At 55.9% G+C, this 25,877-nt stretch carries 25 protein-coding genes and 2 pseudogenes; 16 read left to right on the plus strand and 11 right to left on the minus strand.

The window, feature by feature from the left end; all coding sequences use genetic code 11:
- Positions 1–99 precede the first annotated feature (99 nt).
- From puuD to O1723_RS11665, 9 genes are all read left to right on the plus strand, one after another.
- Positions 100–852: a gamma-glutamyl-gamma-aminobutyrate hydrolase gene (gene puuD / locus O1723_RS11625; RefSeq protein ID WP_196238017.1), complete on the plus strand. Its 753-nt coding sequence runs from the start codon at positions 100–102 to the stop codon at positions 850–852.
- Positions 853–877: 25 nt separating this feature from the next.
- A complete protein-coding gene (gene puuR / locus O1723_RS11630) occupies positions 878–1,435 on the plus strand; it encodes an HTH-type transcriptional regulator PuuR (protein ID WP_013096835.1) in 558 nt (185 codons plus the stop codon).
- 155 nt (positions 1,436–1,590) lie between these two features.
- A complete protein-coding gene (puuC, locus tag O1723_RS11635; protein WP_023337215.1) occupies positions 1,591–3,084 on the plus strand; it encodes an aldehyde dehydrogenase PuuC in 1,494 nt (497 codons plus the stop codon).
- Positions 3,081–4,361 (plus strand): NAD(P)/FAD-dependent oxidoreductase, encoded by a 1,281-nt coding sequence (locus tag O1723_RS11640; RefSeq protein WP_023337214.1) that lies wholly within the window; start codon positions 3,081–3,083, stop codon positions 4,359–4,361. The genes puuC and O1723_RS11640 overlap by 4 nt, the downstream gene beginning before the upstream one ends.
- A 24-nt stretch (positions 4,362–4,385) precedes the next feature.
- Positions 4,386–5,657, plus strand: a complete 1,272-nt coding sequence (gene puuE / locus O1723_RS11645) for a 4-aminobutyrate transaminase (RefSeq protein WP_248190535.1) — start codon at positions 4,386–4,388, stop codon at positions 5,655–5,657.
- A gap of 150 nt (positions 5,658–5,807) precedes the next feature.
- Entirely contained in the window at positions 5,808–7,295 is a 1,488-nt protein-coding gene (locus tag O1723_RS11650; protein ID WP_023337212.1) for a carboxypeptidase M32, read from the plus strand.
- 149 nt (positions 7,296–7,444) lie between these two features.
- Positions 7,445–7,762 (plus strand): acid resistance repetitive basic protein Asr, encoded by a 318-nt coding sequence (gene asr, locus O1723_RS11655; protein WP_032665469.1) that lies wholly within the window; start codon positions 7,445–7,447, stop codon positions 7,760–7,762.
- Positions 7,763–7,853: 91 nt separating this feature from the next.
- Entirely contained in the window at positions 7,854–7,937 is an 84-nt protein-coding gene (gene ydgU, locus O1723_RS11660) for a small membrane protein YdgU (protein WP_086527784.1), read from the plus strand.
- 102 nt (positions 7,938–8,039) lie between these two features.
- Complete coding sequence (locus tag O1723_RS11665; protein WP_014883623.1) at positions 8,040–8,861, plus strand: trypsin-like serine peptidase; 822 nt, start codon at positions 8,040–8,042, stop codon at positions 8,859–8,861.
- A gap of 38 nt (positions 8,862–8,899) precedes the next feature.
- Here the strand turns inward: O1723_RS11665 and mdtI are convergent, their stop codons facing one another.
- The 3 genes from mdtI to O1723_RS11680 all read right to left on the minus strand — a co-directional run bounded on the left by mdtI (position 8,900) and on the right by O1723_RS11680 (position 9,868).
- Positions 8,900–9,229 carry a multidrug/spermidine efflux SMR transporter subunit MdtI gene (mdtI, locus tag O1723_RS11670; protein ID WP_014883622.1) on the minus strand — a complete coding sequence of 110 codons (330 nt, stop codon included), beginning with the start codon at positions 9,227–9,229 and terminating at the stop codon, positions 8,900–8,902.
- Entirely contained in the window at positions 9,216–9,578 is a 363-nt protein-coding gene (gene mdtJ, locus O1723_RS11675) for a multidrug/spermidine efflux SMR transporter subunit MdtJ (RefSeq protein WP_023337211.1), read from the minus strand. The genes mdtI and mdtJ overlap by 14 nt, the downstream gene beginning before the upstream one ends.
- Before the next feature lie 119 nt (positions 9,579–9,697).
- A complete protein-coding gene (locus O1723_RS11680) occupies positions 9,698–9,868 on the minus strand; it encodes a protein YdgV (RefSeq protein WP_086527785.1) in 171 nt (56 codons plus the stop codon).
- A 133-nt stretch (positions 9,869–10,001) separates the two neighbouring features.
- On the opposite strand from O1723_RS11680, the gene O1723_RS11685 reads away from it, so the two are divergent.
- On the plus strand, positions 10,002–11,036 hold the full coding sequence (locus O1723_RS11685) for an AI-2E family transporter (protein ID WP_014883620.1): 1,035 nt from the start codon (positions 10,002–10,004) through the stop codon (positions 11,034–11,036).
- 110 nt (positions 11,037–11,146) lie between these two features.
- On the opposite strand, the pseudogene O1723_RS11690 reads toward O1723_RS11685, so the two are convergent.
- Positions 11,147–12,171: pseudogene (locus O1723_RS11690) on the minus strand (LLM class flavin-dependent oxidoreductase).
- A gap of 195 nt (positions 12,172–12,366) precedes the next feature.
- Here O1723_RS11690 and O1723_RS11695 point away from each other — a divergent pair.
- Together O1723_RS11695 and yajD are read left to right on the plus strand one after the other, a co-directional pair.
- Positions 12,367–13,260, plus strand: a pseudogene (locus tag O1723_RS11695) (PhzF family phenazine biosynthesis protein).
- Positions 13,261–13,337: 77 nt separating this feature from the next.
- Positions 13,338–13,685: an HNH nuclease YajD gene (yajD, locus tag O1723_RS11700; RefSeq protein ID WP_006808895.1), complete on the plus strand. Its 348-nt coding sequence runs from the start codon at positions 13,338–13,340 to the stop codon at positions 13,683–13,685.
- A 50-nt stretch (positions 13,686–13,735) separates the two neighbouring features.
- Here the strand turns inward: yajD and O1723_RS11705 are convergent, their stop codons facing one another.
- The gene (locus O1723_RS11705; protein ID WP_014883617.1) at positions 13,736–14,503 is read right to left on the minus strand and encodes an arylamine N-acetyltransferase family protein; all 768 of its coding nucleotides are present in this window, start codon (positions 14,501–14,503) and stop codon (positions 13,736–13,738) included.
- A gap of 95 nt (positions 14,504–14,598) precedes the next feature.
- On the opposite strand from O1723_RS11705, the gene O1723_RS11710 reads away from it, so the two are divergent.
- A complete protein-coding gene (locus tag O1723_RS11710) occupies positions 14,599–16,035 on the plus strand; it encodes an aminotransferase-like domain-containing protein (protein ID WP_014883616.1) in 1,437 nt (478 codons plus the stop codon).
- A 17-nt stretch (positions 16,036–16,052) separates the two neighbouring features.
- On the opposite strand, the gene O1723_RS11715 is transcribed toward O1723_RS11710, so the two are convergent.
- The 4 genes from O1723_RS11715 to O1723_RS11730 form a co-directional block, all read right to left on the minus strand.
- The gene (locus O1723_RS11715) at positions 16,053–16,499 is read right to left on the minus strand and encodes a hypothetical protein (RefSeq protein ID WP_032645245.1); all 447 of its coding nucleotides are present in this window, start codon (positions 16,497–16,499) and stop codon (positions 16,053–16,055) included.
- A 68-nt stretch (positions 16,500–16,567) separates the two neighbouring features.
- A complete protein-coding gene (gene umuC, locus O1723_RS11720) occupies positions 16,568–17,830 on the minus strand; it encodes a translesion error-prone DNA polymerase V subunit UmuC (protein WP_014883614.1) in 1,263 nt (420 codons plus the stop codon).
- Positions 17,814–18,248, minus strand: a complete 435-nt coding sequence (gene umuD / locus O1723_RS11725; protein WP_014883613.1) for a translesion error-prone DNA polymerase V autoproteolytic subunit — start codon at positions 18,246–18,248, stop codon at positions 17,814–17,816. The genes umuC and umuD overlap by 17 nt, the downstream gene beginning before the upstream one ends.
- Before the next feature lie 109 nt (positions 18,249–18,357).
- Positions 18,358–19,236 carry an aldo/keto reductase family oxidoreductase gene (locus O1723_RS11730; protein WP_248190533.1) on the minus strand — a complete coding sequence of 293 codons (879 nt, stop codon included), beginning with the start codon at positions 19,234–19,236 and terminating at the stop codon, positions 18,358–18,360.
- 144 nt (positions 19,237–19,380) lie between these two features.
- Here O1723_RS11730 and tcp point away from each other — a divergent pair, with 144 nt between their 5' ends.
- Positions 19,381–21,042: a methyl-accepting chemotaxis citrate transducer gene (gene tcp / locus O1723_RS11735; RefSeq protein WP_023337207.1), complete on the plus strand. Its 1,662-nt coding sequence runs from the start codon at positions 19,381–19,383 to the stop codon at positions 21,040–21,042.
- 38 nt (positions 21,043–21,080) lie between these two features.
- On the opposite strand, the gene smrA is transcribed toward tcp, so the two are convergent.
- Together smrA and O1723_RS11745 are read right to left on the minus strand one after the other, a co-directional pair.
- On the minus strand, positions 21,081–21,644 hold the full coding sequence (gene smrA, locus O1723_RS11740) for a DNA endonuclease SmrA (RefSeq protein WP_023337206.1): 564 nt from the start codon (positions 21,642–21,644) through the stop codon (positions 21,081–21,083).
- 340 nt (positions 21,645–21,984) lie between these two features.
- On the minus strand, positions 21,985–22,908 hold the full coding sequence (locus O1723_RS11745) for a LysR family transcriptional regulator (RefSeq protein WP_014883609.1): 924 nt from the start codon (positions 22,906–22,908) through the stop codon (positions 21,985–21,987).
- Positions 22,909–23,083: 175 nt separating this feature from the next.
- On the opposite strand from O1723_RS11745, the gene O1723_RS11750 reads away from it, so the two are divergent.
- Positions 23,084–24,394, plus strand: coding sequence for a M20 family metallo-hydrolase (locus O1723_RS11750; RefSeq protein WP_023337205.1), 1,311 nt, complete (start codon positions 23,084–23,086; stop codon positions 24,392–24,394).
- Positions 24,394–25,839 carry a M20 family metallopeptidase gene (locus O1723_RS11755; protein ID WP_023337204.1) on the plus strand — a complete coding sequence of 482 codons (1,446 nt, stop codon included), beginning with the start codon at positions 24,394–24,396 and terminating at the stop codon, positions 25,837–25,839. The genes O1723_RS11750 and O1723_RS11755 overlap by 1 nt, the downstream gene beginning before the upstream one ends.
- Positions 25,840–25,877: the final 38 nt, after the last annotated feature.

The raw sequence follows: 25,877 nt of genomic DNA on the forward strand, positions 1-25,877 counted from the left end.
TCGTTGCTAGATTGAGAAAATATTGAACGAAAAGGCCGTTTTACAGGTGAAACTGGCCTAAATTTAGTCCACTTTGTGAGGGCGATCATGGAAAATATAATGAACAAGCCAGTCATTGGCGTGGTGATGTGCAGAAACAGGCTTAAGGGTCATGAGACCCAGACCCTGCAAGAAAAGTACCTGAATGCCATTATCAATGCGGGGGGCTTACCCATTGCCTTACCGCATGCGCTGGCAGAGCCAGAGTTGCTTACCACTCTGCTGCCAACCCTGGACGGGATTTACCTGCCGGGCAGCCCAAGTAACGTGCAGCCGCACCTTTATGGTGAAAACGGCGATGAGCCTGACGCCGATCCCGGGCGTGATCTTCTGAGTATGGCGCTGATTGCCGCCGCGCTCGAAAGGCGCATCCCCATTTTCGCCATCTGCCGGGGGCTGCAGGAACTGGTTGTTGCGACGGGAGGGACGCTGTATCGTCGCCTGTTCGAGCAGAATGACCTGCTTGAGCACCGGGAAGATCCTGAACTGCCGGTTGAGCTACAATACGCCCCGTCTCATGAAGTTCAGGTTCAGGAGGGAGGACTGCTGTCTCAATTAATACCAGGCTGTAACACATTTTGGGTAAACTCGTTACACGGGCAAGGTGCACGAACGTTAGGACCACGGCTTCGCGTGGAGGCCCGCTCGACGGACGGGCTGGTTGAAGCGGTCAGCGTGCATGACCATCCTTTTGCCCTCGGCGTGCAATGGCACCCCGAATGGAACAGCAGCGAGTACGCCCTGTCACGTATGTTGTTTGAAGGTTTTATCACCGCCTGTCAAAGCCACATTGCCGAGAAGCAACGACTTTGACCACTACCGTAAAGGAAATGCAACTATGAGCGATGACGGACTGGCGCCAGGGAAACGTCTGTCTGAGATCCGCCAGCAACTGGGTCTCTCGCAGCGGCGTGCCGCCGAACTGTCTGGGTTAACACACAGTGCCATCAGCACCATCGAGCAGGATAAAGTCAGTCCTGCCATCAGTACGCTTCAGAAGCTGCTGAAAGTCTATGGGCTGTCGCTCTCGGAATTCTTTTCGGAACCGGAAAAACCTGATGAACCGCAGGTGGTTATTAATCAGGAAGACCTTATCGAAATAGGCAGTCAGGGGGTTTCGATGAAGCTGGTTCACAACGGAAATCCGAACCGTACGCTGGCGATGATTTTTGAAACTTACCAGCCTGGAACCACGACCGGAGAGAGGATCAAACATCAGGGTGAGGAGATCGGTACGATACTGGAAGGTGAAATTGTGCTGACCATTAATGGCCAGCCTTATCACCTGGTTGCGGGGCAAAGCTATGCCATTAATACCGGCATACCGCACAGCTTCAGCAATACCTCGGCAGGCATCTGCCGCATTATCAGTGCCCACACCCCCACCACGTTCTGATGACCACTCAGCCCCGGCGTAAAGACTTACGCCGGGGCAAATAAAAACGATCAATGTCGGCATTTTACGGGTTAATCCCCGGGATGCCTCACGGCTTCGTATTGCCTGAAACGGCCATGCCTTTATTTATCTGATTGCGAAAGAAAGGAGTGAATATGCATTTTCAGCACCTGACTTACTGGCAGGATAAAGCAAAAAACAGTGCCATTGAGACCCGGTTATTTATTAACGGTGCCTATTGTGACGCCGCCGATAAGGCCACGTTTGAAACCGTCAACCCCGCTACCCGTCAGACGCTGGCGAATGTGGCCCGGGGCAAGCAGGCGGACGTAGACCGCGCGGTTCAGGCTGCGCGTGAGGTATTTGACCGTGGCGACTGGTCGCAGGCGTCTCCGGCGCAGCGCAAATACGTTCTCAATAAGTTCGCCGATTTGATGGAACGCCACGGCGAAGAGCTGGCCTTACTGGAAACCCTGGACACCGGTAAACCCATCCGCCACAGCCTGCGCGACGATATTCCCGGCGCGGCGCGCGCCATTCGCTGGTACGCCGAAGCGGCGGATAAAGTCTACGGCGAAGTGGCGCCTACGGGGCCGGACGAGCTGGCGATGATTGTGCGCGAGCCGATCGGGGTTGTCGCCGCCATCGTCCCCTGGAACTTCCCGCTGCTGCTGGCCTGCTGGAAGCTGGGCCCGGCGCTGATCGCGGGCAATAGCGTGGTATTGAAACCGTCCGAAAAATCGCCCCTCACCGCCCTGCGGCTGGCCGGGCTGGCGAAAGAGGCGGGCCTGCCGGACGGCGTGCTGAACGTGATAAGCGGTTACGGCCACGAAGCGGGACAGGCACTGGCTCTGCATCCGGACGTTGAGGTGCTGACGTTTACCGGCTCTACCCGTACCGGCAAACAGCTGTTGAAGGACGCAGGCGAAAGCAACATGAAGCGCGTCTGGCTGGAGGCTGGCGGCAAGAGCGCCAACATTGTCTTTGCCGACTGTCCGGACCTGGACAAGGCCGTGAGCGCGACCGCCGCCGGGATTTTTTATAACCAGGGGCAAGTGTGTATCGCCGGGACCCGCCTGCTGCTTGAGGAGAGCATCGCCGATGACTTTCTGGCAAAGCTGAAAGTGCAGGCCCGCCACTGGCAGCCGGGCGATCCGCTCGATCCCGACAGCACGATGGGAATGCTCATCGACGCCGCGCACGCCGATACCGTTCACACGTTTATTCGCGAGGGCGCCCGGAAAGGTACGCTGCTGCTGGACGGGCGGGCACAATCCTGGCCTTCTGCGGTAGGTCCAACCATTTTTGTCGACATCGACCCTGCCTCCCCGCTGTGCCGGGAAGAGATTTTCGGGCCTGTTCTGGTCGTCACCCGTTTTAAAACCGAAGAGGAAGCCTTAACGCTGGCCAACGACAGTGAATATGGGCTTGGCGCGGCGGTATGGACACGCGACCTCTCCCGCGCACACCGCATGAGCCGTCGCCTGAAAGCAGGCTCGGTCTTCGTCAATAACTATAACGACGGGGATATGACCGTACCGTTTGGTGGCTATAAGCAGAGCGGCAACGGCCGCGATAAGTCTCTGCACGCGCTGGAAAAATTTACCGAACTGAAAACCATCTGGATTGCCCTGGAGCCTCAATCATGACCGAACATACCACCAGCTATTATGCGGCCAGCGCGAACGCGTACGAACCATTCCCGACGCTTAGCGAATCAATCAGCTGTGACGTGTGCGTGGTAGGCGGCGGCTATACCGGCCTCTCCTCCGCACTGCATCTCGCTGAAATGGGCTACGACGTGGTGCTCCTTGAAGGGGCGCGGATCGGCTTCGGTGCCAGCGGACGCAACGGCGGCCAGCTGGTTAACTCCTACAGCCGCGATATCGACGTGATTGAGAAAAACTATGGCCCCGATGCTGCCAAAGTCCTTGGGAGCATGATGTTTGAAGGCGGGGAAATCATCCGGGAGCGTATTCAGCGCTATCAGATCCAATGCGACTATCGTCCCGGCGGGCTGTTTGTTGCCCTGAACCATAAGCAGCTGGAGACGCTGGAAGAGCAAAAAGCCAACTGGGAACGCTACGGCAACACGCAGCTGGAGTTGCTGGATGCCAGCGCGATCCGCCGGGAAGTCGACAGCGAACGCTATACCGGCGCGCTGCTGGACCGCAGCGGGGGACATATTCATCCGCTCAACATGGCGATCGGCGAAGCGGACGCCATTCGCCTTAACGGCGGGCGGGTGTATGAACAATCCCCGGTGACCGCCATTCAGCACACCAGCCCGGCTGTGGTAAGCACGCAGCATGGTCAGGTGACGGCCCGCTATGTGATCGTCGCCGGAAATGCCTATCTGGGCGATAAGGTCGAACCAGAACTGGCAAAACGCAGCATGCCCTGCGGGACCCAGGTGGTGACCACCGCCCCGCTGCCGGAAGAGGTCGTCCGCACGCTAATCCCCAATAACTACTGTGTTGAAGATTGCAACTACCTGCTGGACTACTACCGGCTCACCGCCGACAACCGCCTGCTGTACGGCGGTGGCGTAGTCTATGGCGCGCGCGATCCGGACGATGTCGAGCGTCTGGTGATGCCAAAGCTGCTGAAAACCTTCCCTCAGCTGGCAGGGGTCAAAATCGACTACCGCTGGACGGGCAACTTCCTGCTGACCCTGTCGCGCATGCCGCAGTTTGGTCGTCTGGATAAAAACATCTACTACATGCAGGGCTACAGCGGCCACGGCGTGACCTGCACCCACCTGGCCGGACGGCTGATTTCGGAACTGCTGCGCGGTGACGCAGAGCGCTTTGATGCGTTTGCCAACCTCCCGCACTACCCCTTCCCGGGCGGTCGCAGCCTGCGGATTCCATTTACGGCGATGGGCGCGGCGTATTACAGCCTGCGCGATCGTCTTGGCGTTTGATCATTCGACAAAAGGGTATCTGACATGAGTAACCAGGAATTTCATCAGCGCAGACTTTCGGCCACCCCGCGCGGCGTAGGCGTAATGTGTAATTTCTTTGCCCGCACGGCGGAGAATGCCACGCTTACCGACGTGGAAGGCAATGACTATATTGATTTCGCCGCCGGGATCGCGGTACTGAATACCGGCCATCGTCATCCTGAAATGGTGGCCGCAGTGGAAAAACAGCTGCACCAGTTCACCCACACGGCCTACCAGATTGTGCCATATGAAAGCTACGTTTCCCTGGCCGAAAAACTTAACGAGCTGGCCCCGGTACAGGGCCCGGCTAAAACCGCGTTCTTCACGACGGGCGCGGAAGCGGTGGAAAATGCCATTAAAATCGCCCGGGCCCACACCGGCAGGCCTGGCGTGATTGCCTTTGGGGGAGGTTTTCACGGCCGAACCTATATGGCCATGGCGTTAACCGGCAAGGTCGCGCCTTATAAGCTGGGATTTGGCCCCTTCCCCGGGTCGGTTTATCACGTACCGTATCCCTCCGAGCTGCACGGCATCACGACGCAGGATGCCATCACGGCGATTGAGCGCCTGTTCAAAGCAGATATTGAGGCGAAACAGGTAGCGGCGATTATTTTTGAACCCATTCAGGGTGAAGGCGGATTCAACGTCGCGCCGCCAGAGCTGGTGGCCGCCATCCGCCGCATCTGTGATGAGCACGGGATCGTGATGATTGCCGATGAAGTGCAGAGCGGTTTCGCCCGTACCGGTAAGCTGTTTGCCATGGACCACTACGCTGACAAGCCTGACCTGATGACGATGGCCAAAAGCCTGGCAGGCGGAATGCCGCTGTCCGGCGTGGTGGGCCGCGCTGAGATCATGGATGCACCAGCCCCCGGTGGACTCGGGGGAACCTATGCAGGCAATCCGCTTGCGGTGGCCGCCGCGCACGCGGTGCTGAATATTATCGACAACGAGTCACTGTGCGCGCGCGCCTGTCACCTGGGCGATCGACTGAGCGCCACGCTGGAGGAGATTCAGGGTACCTTCCCTGCGCTCGTGGCGATTAGAGGAAGAGGATCGATGATTGCGGCAGAGTTTTTTGATCCCGAGAGCCGTGAACCGTCGGCCGCCATCGCGCAGGAGATTCAGCAAAAGGCACTTTCCCGGGGCCTGCTGTTACTGATCTGCGGCCAGTACGGAAACGTGATCCGCTTCCTTTATCCGTTGACCATTCCGGATGCCCAGTTCACCCAGGCGCTGGCGATCCTGCAACAGGTTATGCGTGATAAGGCATAAGTGCCCACTGAGAACCGTCCTGTGGCATTCGGGCGACGGTTTCAACGGAGGAGATCTGCATTGATTTCCTCCGTGTGGGAAATGTTGGGGAATTTGGCCTGTTTCATTGTATGCTCCCTGAAACACATCCCTGGCAAGAGGAAATAAGAATTGCAAAATCCATCCGCCTATCAGTCACTTGTGAAAACCTTCCAGCGCCTCTCCCGCTTCTCGCATCTCTCCTCCATCGCCAGCTGGGACATGTTTACCATGATGCCGCCCGGCGGCAGTGCCGCGCGCGGTGAAGCGCTGGCGGAAATGAGCGTCCTGCAGCACCAGCTCCTTACCGATAAAAAAGTGGGCGAATGGCTGACCGCAGCGGCAGAGGAAGATCTGAATGACGTCGAACAGGCTAACCTGCGTGAAATGACGCGCCACTACCAGCAGGCGACCCTGCTGCCGGAATCGCTGGTTGAAGCCAAATCGCTGGCGGGCAGCAAGTGTGAGCACGCCTGGCGTACTCAGCGTCCCGCTAACGACTGGCAGGGTTTTTCCGCCAATCTAAAAGACGTCGTCAAACTCAGCCGTGAAGAAGCCCGTCTTCGCGCCGAGGCCAAAGGCTGTACCCCGTACGATGCCCTGCTGGATATTTTCGAACCGGACATGACCAGCGCGCGCCTGGACGTGCTGTTTGGTGATATGAAAACCTGGCTGCCGGACCTGCTGGCGAACGTGGTGGAAAAACAGGCTCAGCGGTCGTTCGTCCCGCCACAAGGCCCTTTCCCGACGGCTACCCAGCGTGAACTCGGACTGGAAGCCATGAAGATGCTCGGCTTCGATTTTAATGGCGGTCGTCTGGACGTCAGTGCCCACCCGTTCTGCGGCGGCGTGCCGGAAGATGTGCGTATCACCACGCGCTATGACGAGGACGAGCTGCTCAGCGCGCTGTTTGGCGTGATCCACGAAACCGGACACGCGCGCTACGAGCAAAACCTGCCGCGAGCCTGGGCAGGACAACCCGTGGCGCTGGCGCGTTCAACCGCCATCCACGAATCTCAGAGCCTGTTTTTTGAAATGCAGCTGGGACGCAGCGAGGCTTTCCTGAAGCATCTGCTCCCTGCCGTTCACGCCCGCTTTGGTAGCCAGGCCGCCTTCAGCGAAGAGAACTTTATCGCATGGAATCAGCGCGTTAAGCCAGGTTACATCCGCGTTGATGCAGACGAAGTGAGCTACCCGGCCCACGTGGTGCTGCGCTATGAAATTGAGCGTGCGCTGATTAACGGCGAGATCGAGGTGGACGATATTCCCGCCCTGTGGGATGAAAAAATGCAGGCCTGGCTCGGGTTATCAACCAAAGACAACTATCGCAACGGCTGTATGCAGGATATCCACTGGACCGACGGTGGGTTTGGTTATTTCCCGTCATACACGCTGGGCGCTATGTATGCTGCACAGTTGTTCCATGCCGCAAAAACCGCCCTGCCGGGACTACAGGCCTCTATCGCCGAGGGCGATTTTTCGGCGCTGTTTGAGTGGCTGCGTCAGAACATCTGGCAGCACGGCAGCCGCTTCAGCACGTCGCAATTAATCACCCAGGCAACGGGCGAAGATCTGAATATCCGCTACTTCCGCGAACATCTCACCTCGCGCTATTTGTAATAACAACGCCGGGGAGACTCCCCCGGCGTTGTACATATGGTTACACGCCGATACCAATCACTCACGGAAACCTCGAATTTACAGGGATATAGTTATTTCAACGGCCCCGCAGTGGGGTTAAATGAAAAACCAAATTCGAGGGTATGAACATGAAAAAAGTATTAGCTCTGGTTGTTGCCGCTGCTATGGGTCTGTCTTCTGCTGCGTTTGCTGCTGAAACCACTGCTGCACCAGCGGCCGCTGCGCCAACTGCAACGACCACTGCTGCGCCAGCAAAAACTGTACATCATAAAAAACACCACAAAGCCGCTAAACCTGCTGTAGAGCAGAAAGCCCAGGCCGCTAAAAAGCACCATAAAAAAGCCGCTAAACCTGCTGTAGAGCAGAAAGCCCAGGCCGCTAAAAAGCATCACAAAAAAGCAGTAAAACACGAAGCTGCTAAACCAACTGCTCAGCCAGCTGCGTAAGGTACAAGCTTAACCGTGCCCTTCGGGGCACGTTGGTAAACCGGCGCTGAACCGGAAAAGGTTCTGCGCCGTTTTTTTATCCGGAGGGCGTATGCTGCGACGCTATCGGTTTGAGCTCATTCTGTTCCTGCTTATTTTATGCGCGCTCATCGCAAGCCATTTTTATCTTTCCTGATTGTAGCACGCTGATTTTACTCCCACTTTCGTGCTGTCCCGTCTATAGTATTTTCATAGGGTTCACTTTTAATAATCATAATTACCCCCACCAGAGTGTGATATGCGTAAATCTGTTGTGTTGTTGCTGGGAACGTTTGGTCTTTTTTCTGGATTTTCACAGGCGGATGATGGCGGCGATGACGCCATTAGCGCGAAAGAGCTTAAGACGCTTTTTTTCGGTCATGACGATCGTACTCGCGTCACCGACCCAACACAGGCCCCCTGGGATGCTATTGGACAACTGGAAACCGCCAGCGGCAATCTGTGCACCGCGACGTTGATCACCCCGCAATTAGCCCTGACGGCAGGCCACTGCCTGTTGACGCCCCCTAACGGAAAGCCAGACAAAGCGGTAGCCTTACGGTTTGTGTCGCAAAAAGGTGTCTGGCGCTATGAAATCCATGGCATCGAAGGCCGGGTTGATCCTTCTCTGGGTAAACGACTGAAACCGGATGGTGATGGCTGGATAGTGCCGCCCGCGGCAGCGTCATGGGATTTTGGCCTGATCATTCTGCGCTACCCGCCTTCAGGCATTACGCCACTGCCGTTATTCGACGGAGATAAAGCGGCGCTCACCGCCGCGCTGAAAGCCGCCGACCGTAAGGTCACGCAGTCAGGCTACCCGGTCGATCATCTGGATGCGCTTTACACCCATACCGACTGTGTTGTAACGGGCTGGGCACAAACCAGCGTGCTGTCGCACCAGTGCGATACATTACCGGGTGACAGTGGTTCGCCCTTGATGCTGAAAACCGATAACGGCTGGCAATTGATTGGTGTTCAAAGCTCCGCTCCGGCGGCGAAAGACCGATGGCGAGCCGATAACCGGGCCTTATCCGTCACCGGTTTTCGCGATAAGCTGGAAGCGCTGGCTCAAGAGTAAGCCAGCGCGGCTGCGGGAGAAAAAGGGGTAACGGGTTATCAGGCGAGTTTTATCATGACCATACCCGCCAGCAGCAATATCAGTCCTATCCAGCCTTTGTTATTTAACCGCTGGCCGAACAGTACCCAACCGGCGGCAAGGGTGGCGGCGATACCAAAACCGCCCCACAGCGCATAGGCCACCGAAAGATCGATACCTTTGACCGCCTGCGACAGGGCGCTGAACGCCCCCAGAACCGCGGCTATCGACATCAGGCCATAGACTTTACGACGAAAACCGTCGGAGAATTTCAGCAGAACGTTGGCGAAAATTTCCAGCACGATGGCGAAACCCAGCCAGGCCGCATGAACCCATTCAAACTGTTGCATGGTTCTGCTCCTTCTGCTGTTTGTTCGGTTTACGGGTACCTGATTTAATCAGCACAATACCCGCGACCAGCGTCGTTAACCCGGCGACTTTCATTGTTGTTAATGTTTCGTCAAATATCAGGACGCTGAAGAGCGTAATCAATAAAATACCGATCCCTTCCCACAGCGCATACGCCACACCCAGCGCAATTTTTTTCACCGCAAATGAGAGGAAAATATAGGAAAGTGAAATCATCACCAGCATTAAAATAAAACCGGTATTGCCATCGCTGACGCTCGCCCACTTCATCGACAGCGTGCCGGTAATCTCAGCGATAATAGCCAGAGCGAGTAAAATCCAGTAAAACATGTTTTTCTCCTGCTTGAGAATATAATCCATCGTGGCCCGCCGCATGCGGCAAACCAAAAAAAATATGAAATTAAATCAGACAGCTAAGCGCTTAGCGCCAGCTCAGGCAGAAGAGATAACTATAGGGCGGTGCGCCAGTGTTGCTCACCAGCAACCAGGCAGAAGGAGGTGAAAAATACAGCGGTGTTGTTTGAAGAATACGTCCTGAACACATTGTCCATAAAATTACAATTATCCGCGTTGTTGCTTCTCGTCTTTGCGGATGAAAATTGTCCTCGGTAGTTAAACACGCTAAATTTGTACCATAAGCCAGGATTTTACTCAAAGTCTTTGCAATTCTTTACCCATACCGTTTGATTTTGGTTAGTTTATTGCAACGCGTTTCGCCTTTATTATAAATAAAAAGCGTATTTCGGAGTCACCATGGCTAAACCCATTATTACCCTGAACGGGTTAAAAATTGTCATCATGCTGGGCATGCTGGTGATCATACTGACGGGCGTGCGATTTGCAGCCGACATCATCGTGCCCTTTATTCTGGCGCTGTTCATTGCGGTGATCCTTAACCCGCTGGTACGGCGCATGACGCGGCTACGCATCCCGCGCGTGCTGGCGATTACGCTGCTCATCAGCGTGATTATTGTTGCCATGGTATTACTGGTTGCCTATCTCGGCACCTCGCTGAATGAACTGGCGCGCACGTTACCGAAGTACCGATCGTCGCTGGCGATACCGCTGCTGCAGCTTGAACCCTGGCTGCAACGCGCAGGTATTGAAGTCTCGGTTGAGGAACTCCTTAAATATATCGACCCCAATGCGGCCATGACGATCGTCACCAGCCTGCTGGCGCAGCTTTCGAATGCCATGACCTCCATTTTTCTGCTGTTTCTAACGGTGGTGTTTATGCTGCTGGAGGTGCCTCAACTGCCGGCAAAGCTGCAGCAGATAATGGTCCGTCCGGTTGAGGGCATGGGGGCGATTCAACGCGCGCTGGACAGCGTCTCACGCTATCTGGTGCTGAAAACCGCCATTAGCCTGGTTACGGGTGGTGTCGTCTGGGTGATGCTGCTGGCGCTGGACGTCCGCTTCGCGTTCGTCTGGGGATTACTGGCCTTCGCGCTCAACTACATTCCCAACATCGGTTCCGTGCTGGCAGCGATCCCCCCTATCCTTCAGGTGCTGGTTTTCAGCGGGCTGTATGATGCGCTGGTTCTGCTGGCCGGATATCTGGCCATTAACCTGCTGTTCGGCAATATTCTTGAGCCACGGATGATGGGACGCGGGCTGGGGCTATCCACATTGGTCGTCTTTTTGTCTTTGATTTTCTGGGGTTGGCTGCTCGGTCCCGTCGGTATGCTGCTCTCCGTTCCGCTGACCATCATTGTGAAGATTGGTCTGGAACAGACCGAGGGCGGACAAAGCATCGCCGTGCTGCTGAGCGATATGAGCCAGAAATAGCGCTGACAGGAGGAATGTATAGATCCTCCTGTCTTCGCGATAAGCGCCCGAATAGTTACAAATGAAGATTCACGCCACGTGCGGCGACGGGGCTTATCCCAGCGCGTCGACTACTCGCGCCAGCCCATTGCCGGTGCGACATGTTTGAGAATGGACTCAATTACATGCGCATTGTAATCCACACCGAGCTGGTTCGGTACGGTCAACAATAACGTATCCGCTTCAGCAATCGCCTCGTCTTTTTTCAGCTGTTCGATAAGCTTGTCCGGCTCCGCCGCATAGCTGCGTCCGAAGATCGCGCGCGTTTTCTCGTCAAGATACCCCACGCTATCGCTGTCGTTGCGGCTGGCACCGAAGTACATCCGGTCACGGTCGTCCATCAGGGCAAAAATACTGCGGCTGACCGACACGCGCGGCTCACGCGTATGCCCTGCCTCTTTCCACGCCTGGCGGTACGCGCGGATCTGTTTTGCCTGCTGAATATGGAACGGCTCACCGGTTTCATCGTCTTTCAGCGTAGAACTTTGCAGATTCATGCCGAGCTTAGCGGCCCATACTGCGGTCGCATTCGAACCGGCGCCCCACCAGATACGCTCGCGCAGCCCTTCGGAATAGGGTTCCAGTCGCAGCAGCCCCGGTGGATTCGGAAACATCGGCTGTGGATTCGGCTTCGCAAATCCTTCGCCGCGCAGAACCTCAAGCAGCACCTCGGTATGACGGCGTGCCATATCTGATTCGTTTTCACCTTCCTGCGGGACATAGCCGAAATGACGCCAGCCATCAATGACCTGCTCCGGGGAGCCCCGGCTGATGCCAAGCTGCAAACGACCGCCGGAAATCAGATCCGCCGCACCGGCATCCTCGGCCATGTACATCGGGTTTTATAGCGCATATCAATCACGCCGGTACCGATCTCAATGGTTTTCGTTTTGGCCCCAATTGCGGCCAGCAGAGGGAACGGAGAGCTCAGCTGACGAGCAAAGTGGTGCACGCGAAAATAGGCGCCGTCCGCCCCCAGCTCTTCGGCTGCTACGGCCAGGTCGATGGACTGCAGCAGGGTGTCTGCTGCCGAGCGCGTGCCGGACTGCGGAGAAGGCGTCCAGTGACCAAACGATAAAAAGCCGATCTTTTTCATAATCCTGTGTCCTGATAATGCGTTGCGTTCTCCCTACTGTACGCATTACCTGTGGAGAATAAATGGCGTTTCTTTAACGGAATGATTCAAATAAATTGATTGAATTTTTTTCAGGTCCGTCGGGTGAAAAACGGCTGGTTATCGGTTTGATTTAACGTTACATCTCTATATCAGGACTTTTACATCGGACAGAAAATGAAAAGACGCTATGTTGTTGCGGATGTTTTTACTGACACTCCGTTTCTGGGTAACCCTGTTGCCGTCGTACTCGATGCTCAAGGCATGAACAAAGCACAAATGCAGCAGGTCGCCGTTGAATTTGGCTACAGCGAAACCACGTTCGTTTTGCCGCCAGACAATCCTTCCCATACAGCACGCGTGTGAATCTTTACGCCCTCGCGCGAGATCCCCTTCGCCGGGCACCCGAATGTTGGAACGGCTTACGTGCTTGCCCATTACGCCGCGATGAATCATCAGCGCCTGCCTGATACGCTACACTTCGAGGAAATAGCTGGTGTGGTGCCCGTTCGTCTGTTGCGCGACAACGATACGGTCACTGGCGCAGAACTCCTGGTGCCTGAGGCACTCTCGTGCCGCTCTGAAGTCAGCCCGGAAAGCGTGGCTGCCTGCTTATCCCTGAACACGGAAGATATCCGTACCGAGGTACATAGGCCTGTGGTCGCGTCGGTAGGTCTGCCCTTTCTGATAGCCGAGCTGGCTTCTCGTGAGGCGCTTCGTCGATGCGTGCCGAATTTACAGGGTTTTCGCGCGACCTTACCGCTGGATGGCGCCGTTTCCCTCTATGCCTACACCCTGGATACGAATGCTGATGAACCTCATGATGTGCAGGCCCGCATGTTTACTCCCCGCATGACAGAAGATCCTGCCACAGGCAGCGCGACTGCCGCTGCGACAGCGCTGCTGGCGTTGCACCGCAATAAAACAACGCTTAACCTTAACGTCAGTCAGGGCGTTGATATGGGACGAGCAAGCGTGCTGTTCGCGGGATACGATGCCTCGTCGGGAGAGGCGGTGGTTCGCGTTGGCGGAAATTGCGTGATGACGCTTGAAGGCACATTCTCGCTCTAGCGGAGGAAGGTCCTGTACATTTACCGTGCCTGATGGGATATATTGGCACACTATTTTTATCACAGGTAAAACCAGCAATGGCTCTGATCCCCAAAAACTACGCGAGACTTGAAAGTGGCTATCGCGAAAAAGCGTTAAAAATCTATCCCTGGGTATGCGGACGCTGCTCGCGCGAGTTTGTCTATTCCAATCTGCGCGAACTGACGGTTCACCATATCGATCACGACCATACCAACAACCCGGAAGATGGCAGTAACTGGGAGCTGTTGTGCCTGTTTTGCCACGATCACGAACATTCGAAATACACCGAAGCGGATCAGTACGGTACCACCGTGGTCGCCGGGGAAGACGCGCAAAAAGACGTGGGCGTCGCCACGTTTAACCCGTTTGCCGATTTAAAAGCGATGATGAACAAGAAGAAGTAATGCTTCAACCGCGGTGCGGGAGGCTCAGGGGGCACAGGCCCCCTTCTGCTTTACGCCGCGATCAACGCAAAACGCTCTTTCAGAATACGGGGGATGTCGTCCTCCGCCAGCTGCCGGGTTTCCGTGCCCTTCGCCGTAATGATTTTCAGCATATTCCCCAGTAAAATCTCGCGTCCCTCCGGTCGATGCTGCACCACCACACGCTTCTGCACAAAAATGGCATCCGGGTGCGTGGAGTTAAGATAGTTGGCCGGAACGAAATCAATCCACTCCTGTGGGGTGAGATCAAAGCCGTACTGACGGGCCCATTCTCCCGCCACCTTCGCCTGAAGCAGATATTCGCCCTCAGCGCTGCGGCTAAGCCGGAATGTGTCAAAATCCTGTGCGATATCAACATCAAGCGTGTCCAGAGCCATTGGCGCACGAATCCCATAGCTGCCAAACCCGAGGTCGCAAAGCCACTGTCGGCTCTCCACCTCAGCAATTAACGCCATATGGGTTTTTGGCCGCCGTACGGGGTAGAACATCGGGCGTGCCGCCACAAAACGGTAAGGAATACCTAACGCCTCCAGCGCCATGGCAAACAGCCCGTTCACCTCATAGCAGTAGCCGCCGCGCCCAGGTGTTAACAGCTTATCGGCAATATCGTCAGGTGCCAGCGAGACAATTTTCCCCGCCTGTACATCCAGATTTTCAAACGGGATTGCAAAAAGCTGATGACGCATAAGCGCATGCAGGGTACCCGTATCGGTAGCCGCGGGGCCGGTGTAGTTTATGCGTTTGAAATACGTGGAAATATCAAAATTATCGCTGTGCATAATGCCTCCTTGTCCTGAACATGTCGGACACTATAGATGGCGTGCATTATTGGCTGTATAGTCAGTTTTATCGAAAATTAGCCTGAACAGATACCATGTCTGCCCCATCCCCGTCCTCTCCTCACTATCGCCGTATTGCGGATATGCTGCGTCTTACGATTACGTCTGGCGCGTTGCGAGCCGGTGACAAGATCATCTCCGCGCGTAAACTGGCCGAACGCGAGCATGTCAGTCTTCCGACGGCGCTTGAAGCGCTGCGCTGCCTTGAGGCCGAGGGGCTGATTGTTGCACGTCCGCGTTCAGGTTATTACATCCACCAGACAAGCCTTCCGCAGCCTGTGGAGCCTTCTCGTTCTCCGCCAGGCCCGGTTCCCGTCACCCTGTCGGCCATGGCCCGGTCGCTGTTCAGCAGTTCAGAAGCCCGTCTGGTGCCTCTGGGTGCAGCCCTGCCCGATCCTGCGTGGCTGCCGGGCGAGACGCTACAGCGGGCGTTGCACTCCGCGGGCCGACGTCTGGACGCGCACGGTCAGAGCTATAGCCTGCCGCCGGGAAGGCGTGATTTGCGAAGCAAGATTGCCGCGCGTTCTGCACAGTGGGGAGCCCGTTTCAGCGCGGATGACCTTATTATCACCGCAGGTGCGACGCAGGCGTTGCGCCTTGCGCTACGAGCCGTGTGCCAGCCCGGTGATGTGGTGGCGATTGAGCAGCCAGCCTACTTTGGTACGCTCCTGCTGCTGGAGGATTTGGGTCTGAAGGCCTTATCGATCCCCACCGATCCTGTTGAGGGCCTGCTGCTGGAACCGCTGGCGGACGCCATTCGGTGCCACCGCCCGGCCGCCGTTCTGGCCTCCCCTACGGTGCAAAACCCTTTGGGCGCCAGTATGCCCGTCACGCGTAAGCAGGAACTCGTTGCCCTGCTTGACGCGGCAGATATTCCTCTCATTGAAGATGATGTTTACGGCGATCTTGTCGGCGAGGGGCAACGTCCCCCAGCCTGTAAAGCGTTCGACCAGAGTGGAAATGTCATTTATTGCAGCTCCCTGTCTAAAACGCTTGCGCCCGGCTGGCGAATCGGCTGGGTTGCCGCCGGACGCTACTTTCCGCAGGTTTTACAGGCCCGCATGGCCGGAGACTGGGCAGGCGCTCCGCTGCTGGAAGCCGCAACCAGCGAAGTCCTGGCGAGCGGCGATTACGATCGCCATCTGCGGCGGCTCAAGCGTCGCGTTGCGGAGGGAATAGACGCCGTCGTGGCGCGGGTCGAGGCAAGTTTTCCTCCCGGCACGCGTGTTAACGCGCCCGCCGCGGGTTACTTGCTGTGGGTAGAACTTCCTTTGCAGGTCAACGCGCTGGAGGTACATCGTCGCGCGCTGGCGCTGGGTATTGGCGTCAGCCCCGGCCCGCTGTTTTCCCCTGCCGCAGAGCTGTCTCACTTTTTGCGGCTAAACTGCGCAAACGAACCGACGCCCCGCCTGCTGAATGCCGTGGAGCGGATTGGGGCGCTGTGTTATGAACTGGCGGATGCGCGGCCGTGACGGTCTGCGGTCCTTTTTCACAAATTGAGGATTGCGCGCTCTTTAACGACAGCGTCAGGATTGGCTCTTTTTATCGCGGCCAGAAAAGCCGTGAAGTTATGATTCCAGAGGGTGAGATTATTATAAAACTGCACCTGCTTTTCATTAGCACCGTCACGGTAAATAACAATCCAGACCCGTCGGCTATTTATCTCGGTATTCCCCGGCCCGATTTTAATGATAGTAGCCAGCGCAATCTTACGGGTGGCGTTGTTTTTAACTTCATATAAAAACTGGTCATCATAAAACCATGTTTTACCTGCATTCCCACCAAAATTTGAGGGGTTAGCAGATATCTTTTTCATCCCGTTATGATCTGAAATAAGGCGCTTTGCCTGGCGAATACGTCTGACAACAAATCTTAACAGGATGAAAAGCGCAATGAGGGGCAGCGCGACTGATATCATTTTTAGGCTCTCGTACATATCCCTGCCCCGTCATACATTCTTATTAACGCCGTGAGTATAACGCGGCGATCGTTTATGACAATATCCTACCTTGCCACCGGCAAATCTGCGTACCGCGTCGTATACGCCGGTGACAGCATCTCACGCTTCATCGCCCAGGATTTCTCAATCCCCTGCCCGGCAAACCATATCTTCCCTTTGCCGGAATGGTTTACGCTGTCGATTATCTCCATCAGCGCTGCGCTATTGGCACACAGGCGGTTATCATCAAACAAATTCAGCTGGGCGACGCCGCTGCTGAAAAAATCCGCCAGCATCACCCCCGCTTTCATATAGCGATACCCGTCAAGCCATATACGCCCCAGCGCCTCCGTGGCAGCACGGATGATATCGCGCGTGTCATTAGTGGGTGTCATCAGGGTGACTGAGGCCTGGTTGCCGTAATAAATTTCGTTGTCGGCATGCGGGCTGGTGCGCACAAACACGCTGATAAAGCGGCAATACTGATGCTCGCCGCGCAGTTTTTCGGCGGCACGCTCCGCGTAGGCACAAATGGCCTGGTGCATCTCTTCGTATTGCGTAATACGGTGTCCAAACGAACGACTACAGATAATTTGCTGCTTCGTCGGGGTAAACTCTTCCAGATCAAGACAAGGCTCACCGCGAAGCTCGCGCGCCGTGCGTTCCATTACCACGTTAAAATGTTTGCGAATGACCCAGGAGGACGCTTCCGCCAGCTCCAGCGCCGTGGTAATCCCCATGGCGTTGAGTTTTTTCGTGATGCGTCGCCCGACACCCCACACTTCCTCTACCGGCACCTTCGCCAGCAGCTTACGCTGCCGTTCGCGATCCGATAGATCGACCACGCCGCCGGTGGCAGACCACCGCTTCGCCGCATAGTTGGCCAGCTTCGCCAGCGTTTTGGTCGGGGCAATACCGACCCCAACGGTCAACCCCGTATTTTTAGCGACCTGGTTGCGCATCTGATGGCCAAAAGCCTCCAGCGACATGCAGCGGCTGACGCCCGACACGTTCACGAAGGCTTCATCAATCGAGTAGATCTCAATTGCCGGAGCAAGATCGGTCAGCGTTTGCATCACCCGGCTGCTGAGATCGGCATACAGCGCATAGTTCGAGCTAAAAACATACACCCGCGCCGGATAACCCTTCTCCTTGAATTTAAAGTAGGGCTCACCCATTTTTATGCCGAACTGTTTGGCCTCCCGCGACAGCGAAATAATGCAGCCGTCGTTGTTCGAGACCACCACGATGGGTTTGCCCTCCAGATCGGGGCGAAACACCCTCTCGCAGGAGGCATAAAAGCTATTCACATCAACCAGTGCGAACATGTTTATACGTTTTGAGGGTGTGAGTGACAACGCCGAAGATTTGTAGCTCCTCTTCTGACTGGAAGGTAATCGGCTGATAGCGGGCATTATGCGGCAGCAACCTCAAAACCGGACGGGTCTGTAGCTCTTTCACCGTAAACTCACCGGCAACCGACGCCACGACGATATCCCCATGTTCGGCATTTAACGAACGATCGACCACCAGCAGATCGCCGTCGCCGATCCCAGCCCCAATCATCGAGTCACCACTCACTTTTATAAAGTAGGTCGCACTAGGGTGCCTGACCGCCAGCCGGTTAAGATCGAGACGATCCTCCACATAATCCTGCGCCGGGCTGGGGAAGCCGCAGGCGACGCGCTCCAGAAAGAGAGGTAATTCAATGACTTGATTAGAGTGATAAGAAAAGAGAGTGCCCATAAATGCTTTCCTGCCGTAATACTGTATATAAATACAGTATTACGGATTATGGGCCAGGATCAAGATGCTTTCCGGCGGTGAAGCCGAACGTATTGAAGTTTGAACGGATTTAGTTCAACGATCGGCCTACCAGCGTATTCAGCGTTTCCAGAGCGTCAGGCGGCAGTTGCAGTTCTCCTGCTGCGAGATTTTGCCGCAAATGCGCCACGGAAGAGGTGCCGGGGATCAGCAGAATATTCGGGGAACGTTGCAGCAGCCATGCCAGCGCAACCTGCATCGCGGTTGCGCCAAGGGAATCCGCGACGGCCTGCAGATCGCTGGATTGCAGTGGCGTAAAGCCGCCCAATGGGAAAAACGGCACATAGGCAATCCCCTGCTGCGCCAGTAAATCCACCAGCGCATCGTCGCCGCGGTTCACTATGTTGTACATGTTCTGCACGCAGACAACAGGCACCGTCTTCTGCGCTTCCGCAACCTGAGTGGCCGTGACATTGCTCAGACCAATGTGGCGTACCAGCCCTTGCTGCTGTAACTCTGCGAGGGTGGAAAGCGGTTCAGCAATCGATCCTTCTGCCGGGCCATGAGCGCTAAACATGATCCGCAGATTCACCACATCCAGTACATCCACCTGCAGATTACGCAGGTTATCATGCACCGCCTGAGTCAGCTCCTGCGCGGAAAAGGCCGGCAGCCAGGCACCTTTATCGTTGCGGCGGGCCCCGATCTTGGTGACGATAGTGAGATCGTCCTGGTACGGATGAAGCGCCTCGCGGATCAGCTGATTGGTCACATGGGGACCATAAAAATCGCTGGTATCGATATGATTCACCCCCGCCGCCACGGCTTCGCGTAACACCTCCAGCGCGGCATTTTTATCTTTCGGAGGGCCAAATACGCCCGGTCCGGCAAGCTGCATCGCGCCGTACCCCAGTCGTTTAACCGTCCGCGTACCGAGCGCGTACGTCCCGCTTTTATCAATGCTGCTCATGTTGACCTTCCTCATAAAAATGATCCGGATTTACAACAGGTTCCTGACCGGAGCCCTTCGTTAAGCGCGAGTTAAATTAAAGTTTAAATTCTATACGACGATAGTATTGGTGTACCTCTGCCTCTTCTCTAACGGACGACCGCTATGCTGAAAAATCTGCACGTGATTACCGGTATTATCTTTGCCCTTACCATATTCTGTCTGCTGCAAGTTGTCACGGGAGGGTTGTTCTACTCCGCCGTCAGCAACGATCGCCATAACTTCCAGAACTCCGGCGTGCTCAATGCCCAGCAGGAAAATCTGAGCGACAGCGTAAACACGCTGGTAAAAACGCGCGTCACCGTGACCCGCGTGGCGATCCGCTACCTGAAAAACCAGCGCGATCCGGCTTCCCTTGCCGCGATCAACAAACTGCTTGATACCGCAAGTAACTCGCTGGCTAAAGCAGAAACCTATAACAAAGCGTGGCAGAAACTGCCGCAGGTTAACGGCCAGAATGCGGCGTTAACTGACGAGATGCAAAAATCCTGGAATCAGATGCATGAGGTCATGCGTTTGTCGATTCAGTATCTTCGCGCCGACAACTACCAGGCCTATGGCGATCTGGATGCTCAGCAGGCTCAGGATGATATGGAAGCGGTCTATAACCGCTGGCGCGCCGAAAACAACACGCTGCTGAAAGCGGCAACCGAAGAGAACCAAAGCAGCTTTACGCAAATGCAGTGGACGCTGGCAGTCATTTTCCTGGCCGTTATCGCCGTGCTGGTGGTCATCTGGCAGGGGTTACAACACCTGCTGTTAAAACCACTCAACACCATTATGAACCATATTCGCGCCATTGCGGGGGGCGACCTGACGCAGAATATCGCGCTCTCTGGCCGCAATGAAATGGGTCAACTGGCCGCAGGCCTGCATGAGATGCAACAATCTCTGGTGACTACCGTCAGCGCCGTGCGCGGCAGTACCGACTCCATCTACACCGGCGCAGGTGAAATTGCCGCAGGCAGCAACGATCTTTCCGCTCGCACCGAAGAGCAGGCCGCCTCGCTCGAAGAGACGGCCGCCAGCATGGAAGAGCTGACCGCGACGGTTAAACAAAACTCCGATAACGCCCGTCAGGCTACGTTACTGGCGAAGAATGCCTCTGAAACCGCAGCACGTGGTGGCCACGTCGTGGATAACGTGGTTCGCACCATGACCGAAATTGCCGACAGTTCCCAGCAGATTGCCCACATTACTGGCGTGATTGACAGCATCGCGTTCCAGACCAATATTCTGGCGCTTAACGCCGCGGTAGAAGCCGCACGCGCCGGGGAACAGGGGCGTGGTTTTGCGGTCGTCGCAGGCGAAGTCCGTACGCTGGCGAGCCGCAGTGCACAGGCGGCGAAAGAGATCAAAGGGCTTATCGAGAACTCCGTCAGCCGGGTGAATACCGGTTCTGAGCAGGTTAGCGAAGCGGGCGCGACCATGAAGGAGATTGTCGCCGCCGTGACCCGCGTAACCGATATCATGGGTGAGATTTCGTCGGCCTCCGATGAGCAGAGCCGCGGTATTGAACAGGTGAGCCTGGCCGTTTCGCAAATGGACAGCGTGACGCAGCAAAACGCCGCGCTGGTGCAGCAGTCCGCGACGGCGGCGGCGGCACTGGAAGATCAGTCCGAACAGCTGCGTCAGGCTGTGGCCGCGTTTCGTCTGAACGGAAAAGAACACGCGGTCGCCTCACGTCCGGCAAATGTGAAAACGCCGCAGCTACTGCGTCCGGCAACGGCTAACGCCACGCCTGACAGTCACTGGGAAACCTTCTGAGTCACAGGCGGGCGATCGCCTCGCCCGCGAAAACCGCCTTAACGGCTGCGCTTGGCGTGCCGTTCCCTGTTCTCCTGTTTCGCTTCATCGGATTTCCGCAGTGAAACGTAACATGCCCCGCTGCCGCCGTGATGCGGCAGCGCCACGCAGAAAGCCTGCACTTCCTCGAACTCAGTTAACCAGCGTGCCAGATAGCTGCGCACCACATTGGGATGCGAATTCTGTTCGCGCCCTTTCCCGTGAATGATGATCAGGTTACGTAATCCGTCACGACGGGCCTGACTGATAAAGGAATACAGCATCTGTCGGCAGCGTTCGGCGGGCTGACGCAACAGGTTTAAGCTGGCCTGTCGGTCGTATTTCCCCGAACGCAGCTTCTCTATAACGCCCTGCTGTACCCCTTCGCGCTGGAACGCCAGCGGTTCTTCAAGGGGCAGGAGTTCCAGAAACCCCAGCGTCAGAAAGTTGTCCAGCTGTTCAGTATCCATCTCCTGCCGCGCCCGTGCGTTTCTCATCGGCTGCCAGTGGATATCCGAGCAGCGCTTCATGGGCTGGACATCCTCCATGGCGTCAAGAAAAAGTGATTTGTCGTCAGGGTTCATGGGGATCCTCCGGCTACTTCTGAGGGAGGTACTATACCTGTGCCAGACATGTGTCTCAATAACCGTCAGCGGCCCACTCACGGCATATATATTTACCCGGCGAATATATAATAAGGGTGATACGCACTTAAACCAGACTTAACTAAAACTCCAGTGAAGGTAAAATAAGTGATTTACGTTAAAAATTCGTGAAATCAATCACTCGTCAACCTGTCTTTTTTCGGAAAAGGTGTTATAACTAAATAAACCTGCCCCATGGAAATAATACTCAGGACTGGCAAAAGGACGTACTGCTGTGTGTACTGTAGGGTCTGTCTGATGTCGGGCAGACTCTGTTTTTTTATTTTGAATTTTCCGCTGCGTCTATTTTTCTCGCTTCCCTTCTGAATTGCGTAATTAAGGATTCGGCAAGAGGTGTCTGACGTGAATCACGTCGCTGAATTAAATAATACGCGGCTTTTGGAAGCGATTCGACAACCGGCAGAATGACGAGACGGTGCGCCAGAAGCGGGTCAGAGCCCAACTCCTGCGGCAGGATACTTAAAAAATCACTTTGCGCAACCAGGCTTATACAGGACGAAAATGTTTCACACACCACCCCAATTCGCGGTATTTGCGAGCGGTGGCGAAATAGATCTTCTAATTGCTTATAATAGCTTCCCCGCGGCGTCGGCATTGTCCAGTTATAATGCAAAAGTTCATTAATGGATGTTGCCCCTGTCGCCGGATGCCCTTCCCGGCAAAATACCGCAAACGGTTTTTCAAACAACTTTTCGAACGTAAATTCATGGTCGTAAGGCCCCTGATAATAGGTGTTAATGGTGAAATCCAGCTCACCCTGGCGTAATTCATTGATCATCGACACCAGCTGCCCTTCCATAATCCGCACCTTGACCTGGGGGTGTTGTGCATGAAAGCGCGTAATAACGGCGGGCATCAGGCTGCGTGAAACGCTGGCGCCCATCCCGATATTGATCTGCCCGGCCAGTTCCCCCTGCCGCTGGCGAATATCATCCTGCGCCGCACGCAACTCTTCCAGAATCAGTCTGGCGCGCTGGTAGAAGCCCTCGCCACACTCGGTCAAGGCAACACCTTTACTCCGGCGCACAAAAAGCTGTGCCGCCATACCTTCTTCCAGCTCTTTGATCGATTTGGTCAGCGCTGGCTGCGAAAGATTCAGCGTCCTGCTGGCACCGCGAATACTGCCCTGACGCGCGACTTCAACAAACGCCCGGATTTGATGAAATTTAATCTGAAATGTCATAGCCCGACCGATAACCGTTGTTTATCAGAGTAAAGAAACTGTCATCTACTTTAATGGAAAGGGATGTGCGAGGGTAATTCCTGAACGGTTAAAACTGTGAAAAATCGGTTAGTGATAAGTAAAAACTATCACAGCGTGAAGCAGTTCACATTTTTTAATGATGACGGGAAGAGATATGGACACACTGGCGCAGTACATCCAGACATTAACGCCGCAGCTGAGCGCGTGGCGTCGCGATTTTCACCATTTTGCGGAATCCGGCTGGGTAGAGTTTAGAACTGCAGCGAAAGTCGCTGAAATTCTTGATTCGCTGGGGTACGAACTGGCGATGGGGCGTGATGTGGTGGATGCCGAAAGCCGAATGGGATTGCCCGATGACGCAACGCTGGCGCGAGAATTTGCCCGAGCGCGTGCGCAAGGCGCACCCGAAAAATGGCTGGCTCCGTTTGAAGGCGGATTTACCGGCATTGTGGCGACCCTTAAGACCGGCCGCCCGGGGCCAACCCTGGCGTTTCGCGTAGACATGGATGCCCTTGATTTAAGCGAAGCGCAGGACAACAGCCATCGCCCGTTCCGCGACGGTTTTGCCTCCTGCAACCCGGGAATGATGCACGCCTGCGCGCATGACGGCCATACCACCATTGGTCTGGGACTGGCGCAGGTGCTTAAGCAGAATGAAGCGCAGCTCAGCGGCACCATCAGGCTCATCTTTCAGCCTGCCGAAGAAGGGACGCGCGGCGCACGCGCTATGGTTGCCGCCGGGGCGCTGGATGGCGTGGACTATTTTACTGCCATCCATATCGGTACCGGCGTGCCTGCCGGAACGGCGATCTGCGGCAGCGATAACTTTATGGCGACCACCAAGTTCGACGTGAGTTTTACGGGCGTTGCCGCACACGCAGGCGGAAAACCGGAGGACGGGCGAAACGCCCTGCTCGCCGCCGCGCAGGCCGCTCTCGCCTTACACAGCATCGCACCGCACAGTGAAGGGGCTTCCCGCGTCAACGTCGGGGTCATGCAGGCCGGAAGCGGCCGCAACGTGGTGCCCGCGAATGCGCTCATCAAAGTGGAAACCCGCGGGGAAAGCGAAGCCATAAATCAGTATGTCTTTGAACGCGCGCAGGCCGTCATTACCGGGGCGGCCGCACTCTACGGCGTGAAGGCGGAGATGCGTCTGATGGGGGCCGCCACCTCCAGCGCGCCCACACCGGCCTGGGTTGATTATCTGCGCGAACAGGCGAGCCAGGTTTCCGGCATTGATCGCGCTATCGATAAGGTCAAAGCCCCCGCCGGCTCCGAAGACGCCACGCTGATGATGGCCCGCGTGCAGCAAAACGGCGGCATGGCGTCGTATATGGTATTCGGCACGGATTTGAGCGCCGGCCATCACAACGAAAAATTCGACTTCGATGAACAGGTTATGGCTATCGCCATCGAAACGCTGGCGCGTACTGCGCTCAATTTTCCGTGGACGCGAGGTGTGTAATGCAGGAGAACTACGCTTTTATTGCCGATGCCATCGATACGCGATGTCAGACGCTAACCGATATAGCCGATGCCATCTGGGATCACCCTGAAACCCGCTTTGAAGAATTTTGGTCCGCCGAACGACTCGCTGGGGCGCTGGAAGCCGAAGGCTTTACGTTGACTCGCGAGGCGGGCGGTATTCCAAACGCTTTTATTGCGAGCTACGGCAGTGGGAAACCGGTTATCGCCCTGCTCGGTGAATACGATGCGCTGGCCGGGCTAAGCCAGCAGGCGCATTGTGCAACCGCGCAATCCGCCACGCCGGGAGCGAATGGTCACGGCTGCGGGCATAACCTCCTCGGCACCGCGGCGCTGGCCGGTGCGGTGGCGGTAAAAAGCTGGCTTGAACAGCATGGCGGTAGCGGAACGGTGCGTTTTTACGGCTGCCCCGGGGAAGAAGGCGGCTCCGGCAAAACCTTTATGGTGCGGGAAGGACTGTTTGATGACGTCGATGCCGCCGTCACCTGGCACCCGGAAGCCTTTGCCGGCATGTTTAACGTCAGCACCCTGGCCAATATTCAGGCCGCCTGGCGTTTTCACGGCGTGGCGGCGCATGCGGCCAACTCCCCTCATCTGGGGCGCAGCGCGCTGGATGCCGTGACGCTGATGACGACCGGCACCAACTTCCTTAATGAACACATCATTGAGAAAGCGCGTGTCCATTACGCCATCACCGATACCGGCGGGATTTCGCCCAACGTGGTGCAGGCCCAGGCCGAAGTGCTGTACCTGATCCGCGCCCCGGAAATGGCCGATGCGCAGCAGATCTACGAACGCATTGAGAAAATCGCCCAGGGCGCGGCAATGATGACCGAAACCACCGTGGAGTGTCGCTTTGATAAAGCCTGCTCCAGCTACCTGCCAAACCGCACGCTTGAGGCGGCAATGTATCGGGCGTTACAACACTACGGCACGCCGGCGTGGACTGCTGAAGAGCGCGACTTTGCCCGTGAGATCCGCGCTACGCTCACGCCCAACGACCTGCAGAACAGCCTCAAAAATATAGCCGCCACGGGCGGAGACGCCGGTAAAGCCTTTGCCCGCCGTCATCAGGAGACACTCCTGGTGGATGAGATTGCGCCCTATGCCATTACCGACAACGTGCTGGCGGGTTCAACGGATGTGGGTGACGTCAGCTGGAAAATGCCGGTCGCCCAGTGCTTCAGCCCCTGCTTTACCGTGGGGACGCCGCTGCATACCTGGCAACTGGTGGCACAGGGGCGAACCTCCATTGCTCACAAAGGCATGCTGCTGGCCGGGAAAGTCATGGGCGCCACGGCACTGAATCTGCTGCAGGATGCAGCCCTGCTAAAAAAATGTCGTGAAGAGTTCGAACAACAAATACAAGAAAAACCGTACGTGTGTCCGATCCCACAGGGCGTGACACCGTCACCTTTAAAATAAAAAAACACAACACAACAACACAACACTCTCGAGGAACG

The organism is Enterobacter cloacae complex sp. HYC080_NIDB (assembly GCF_056673325.1).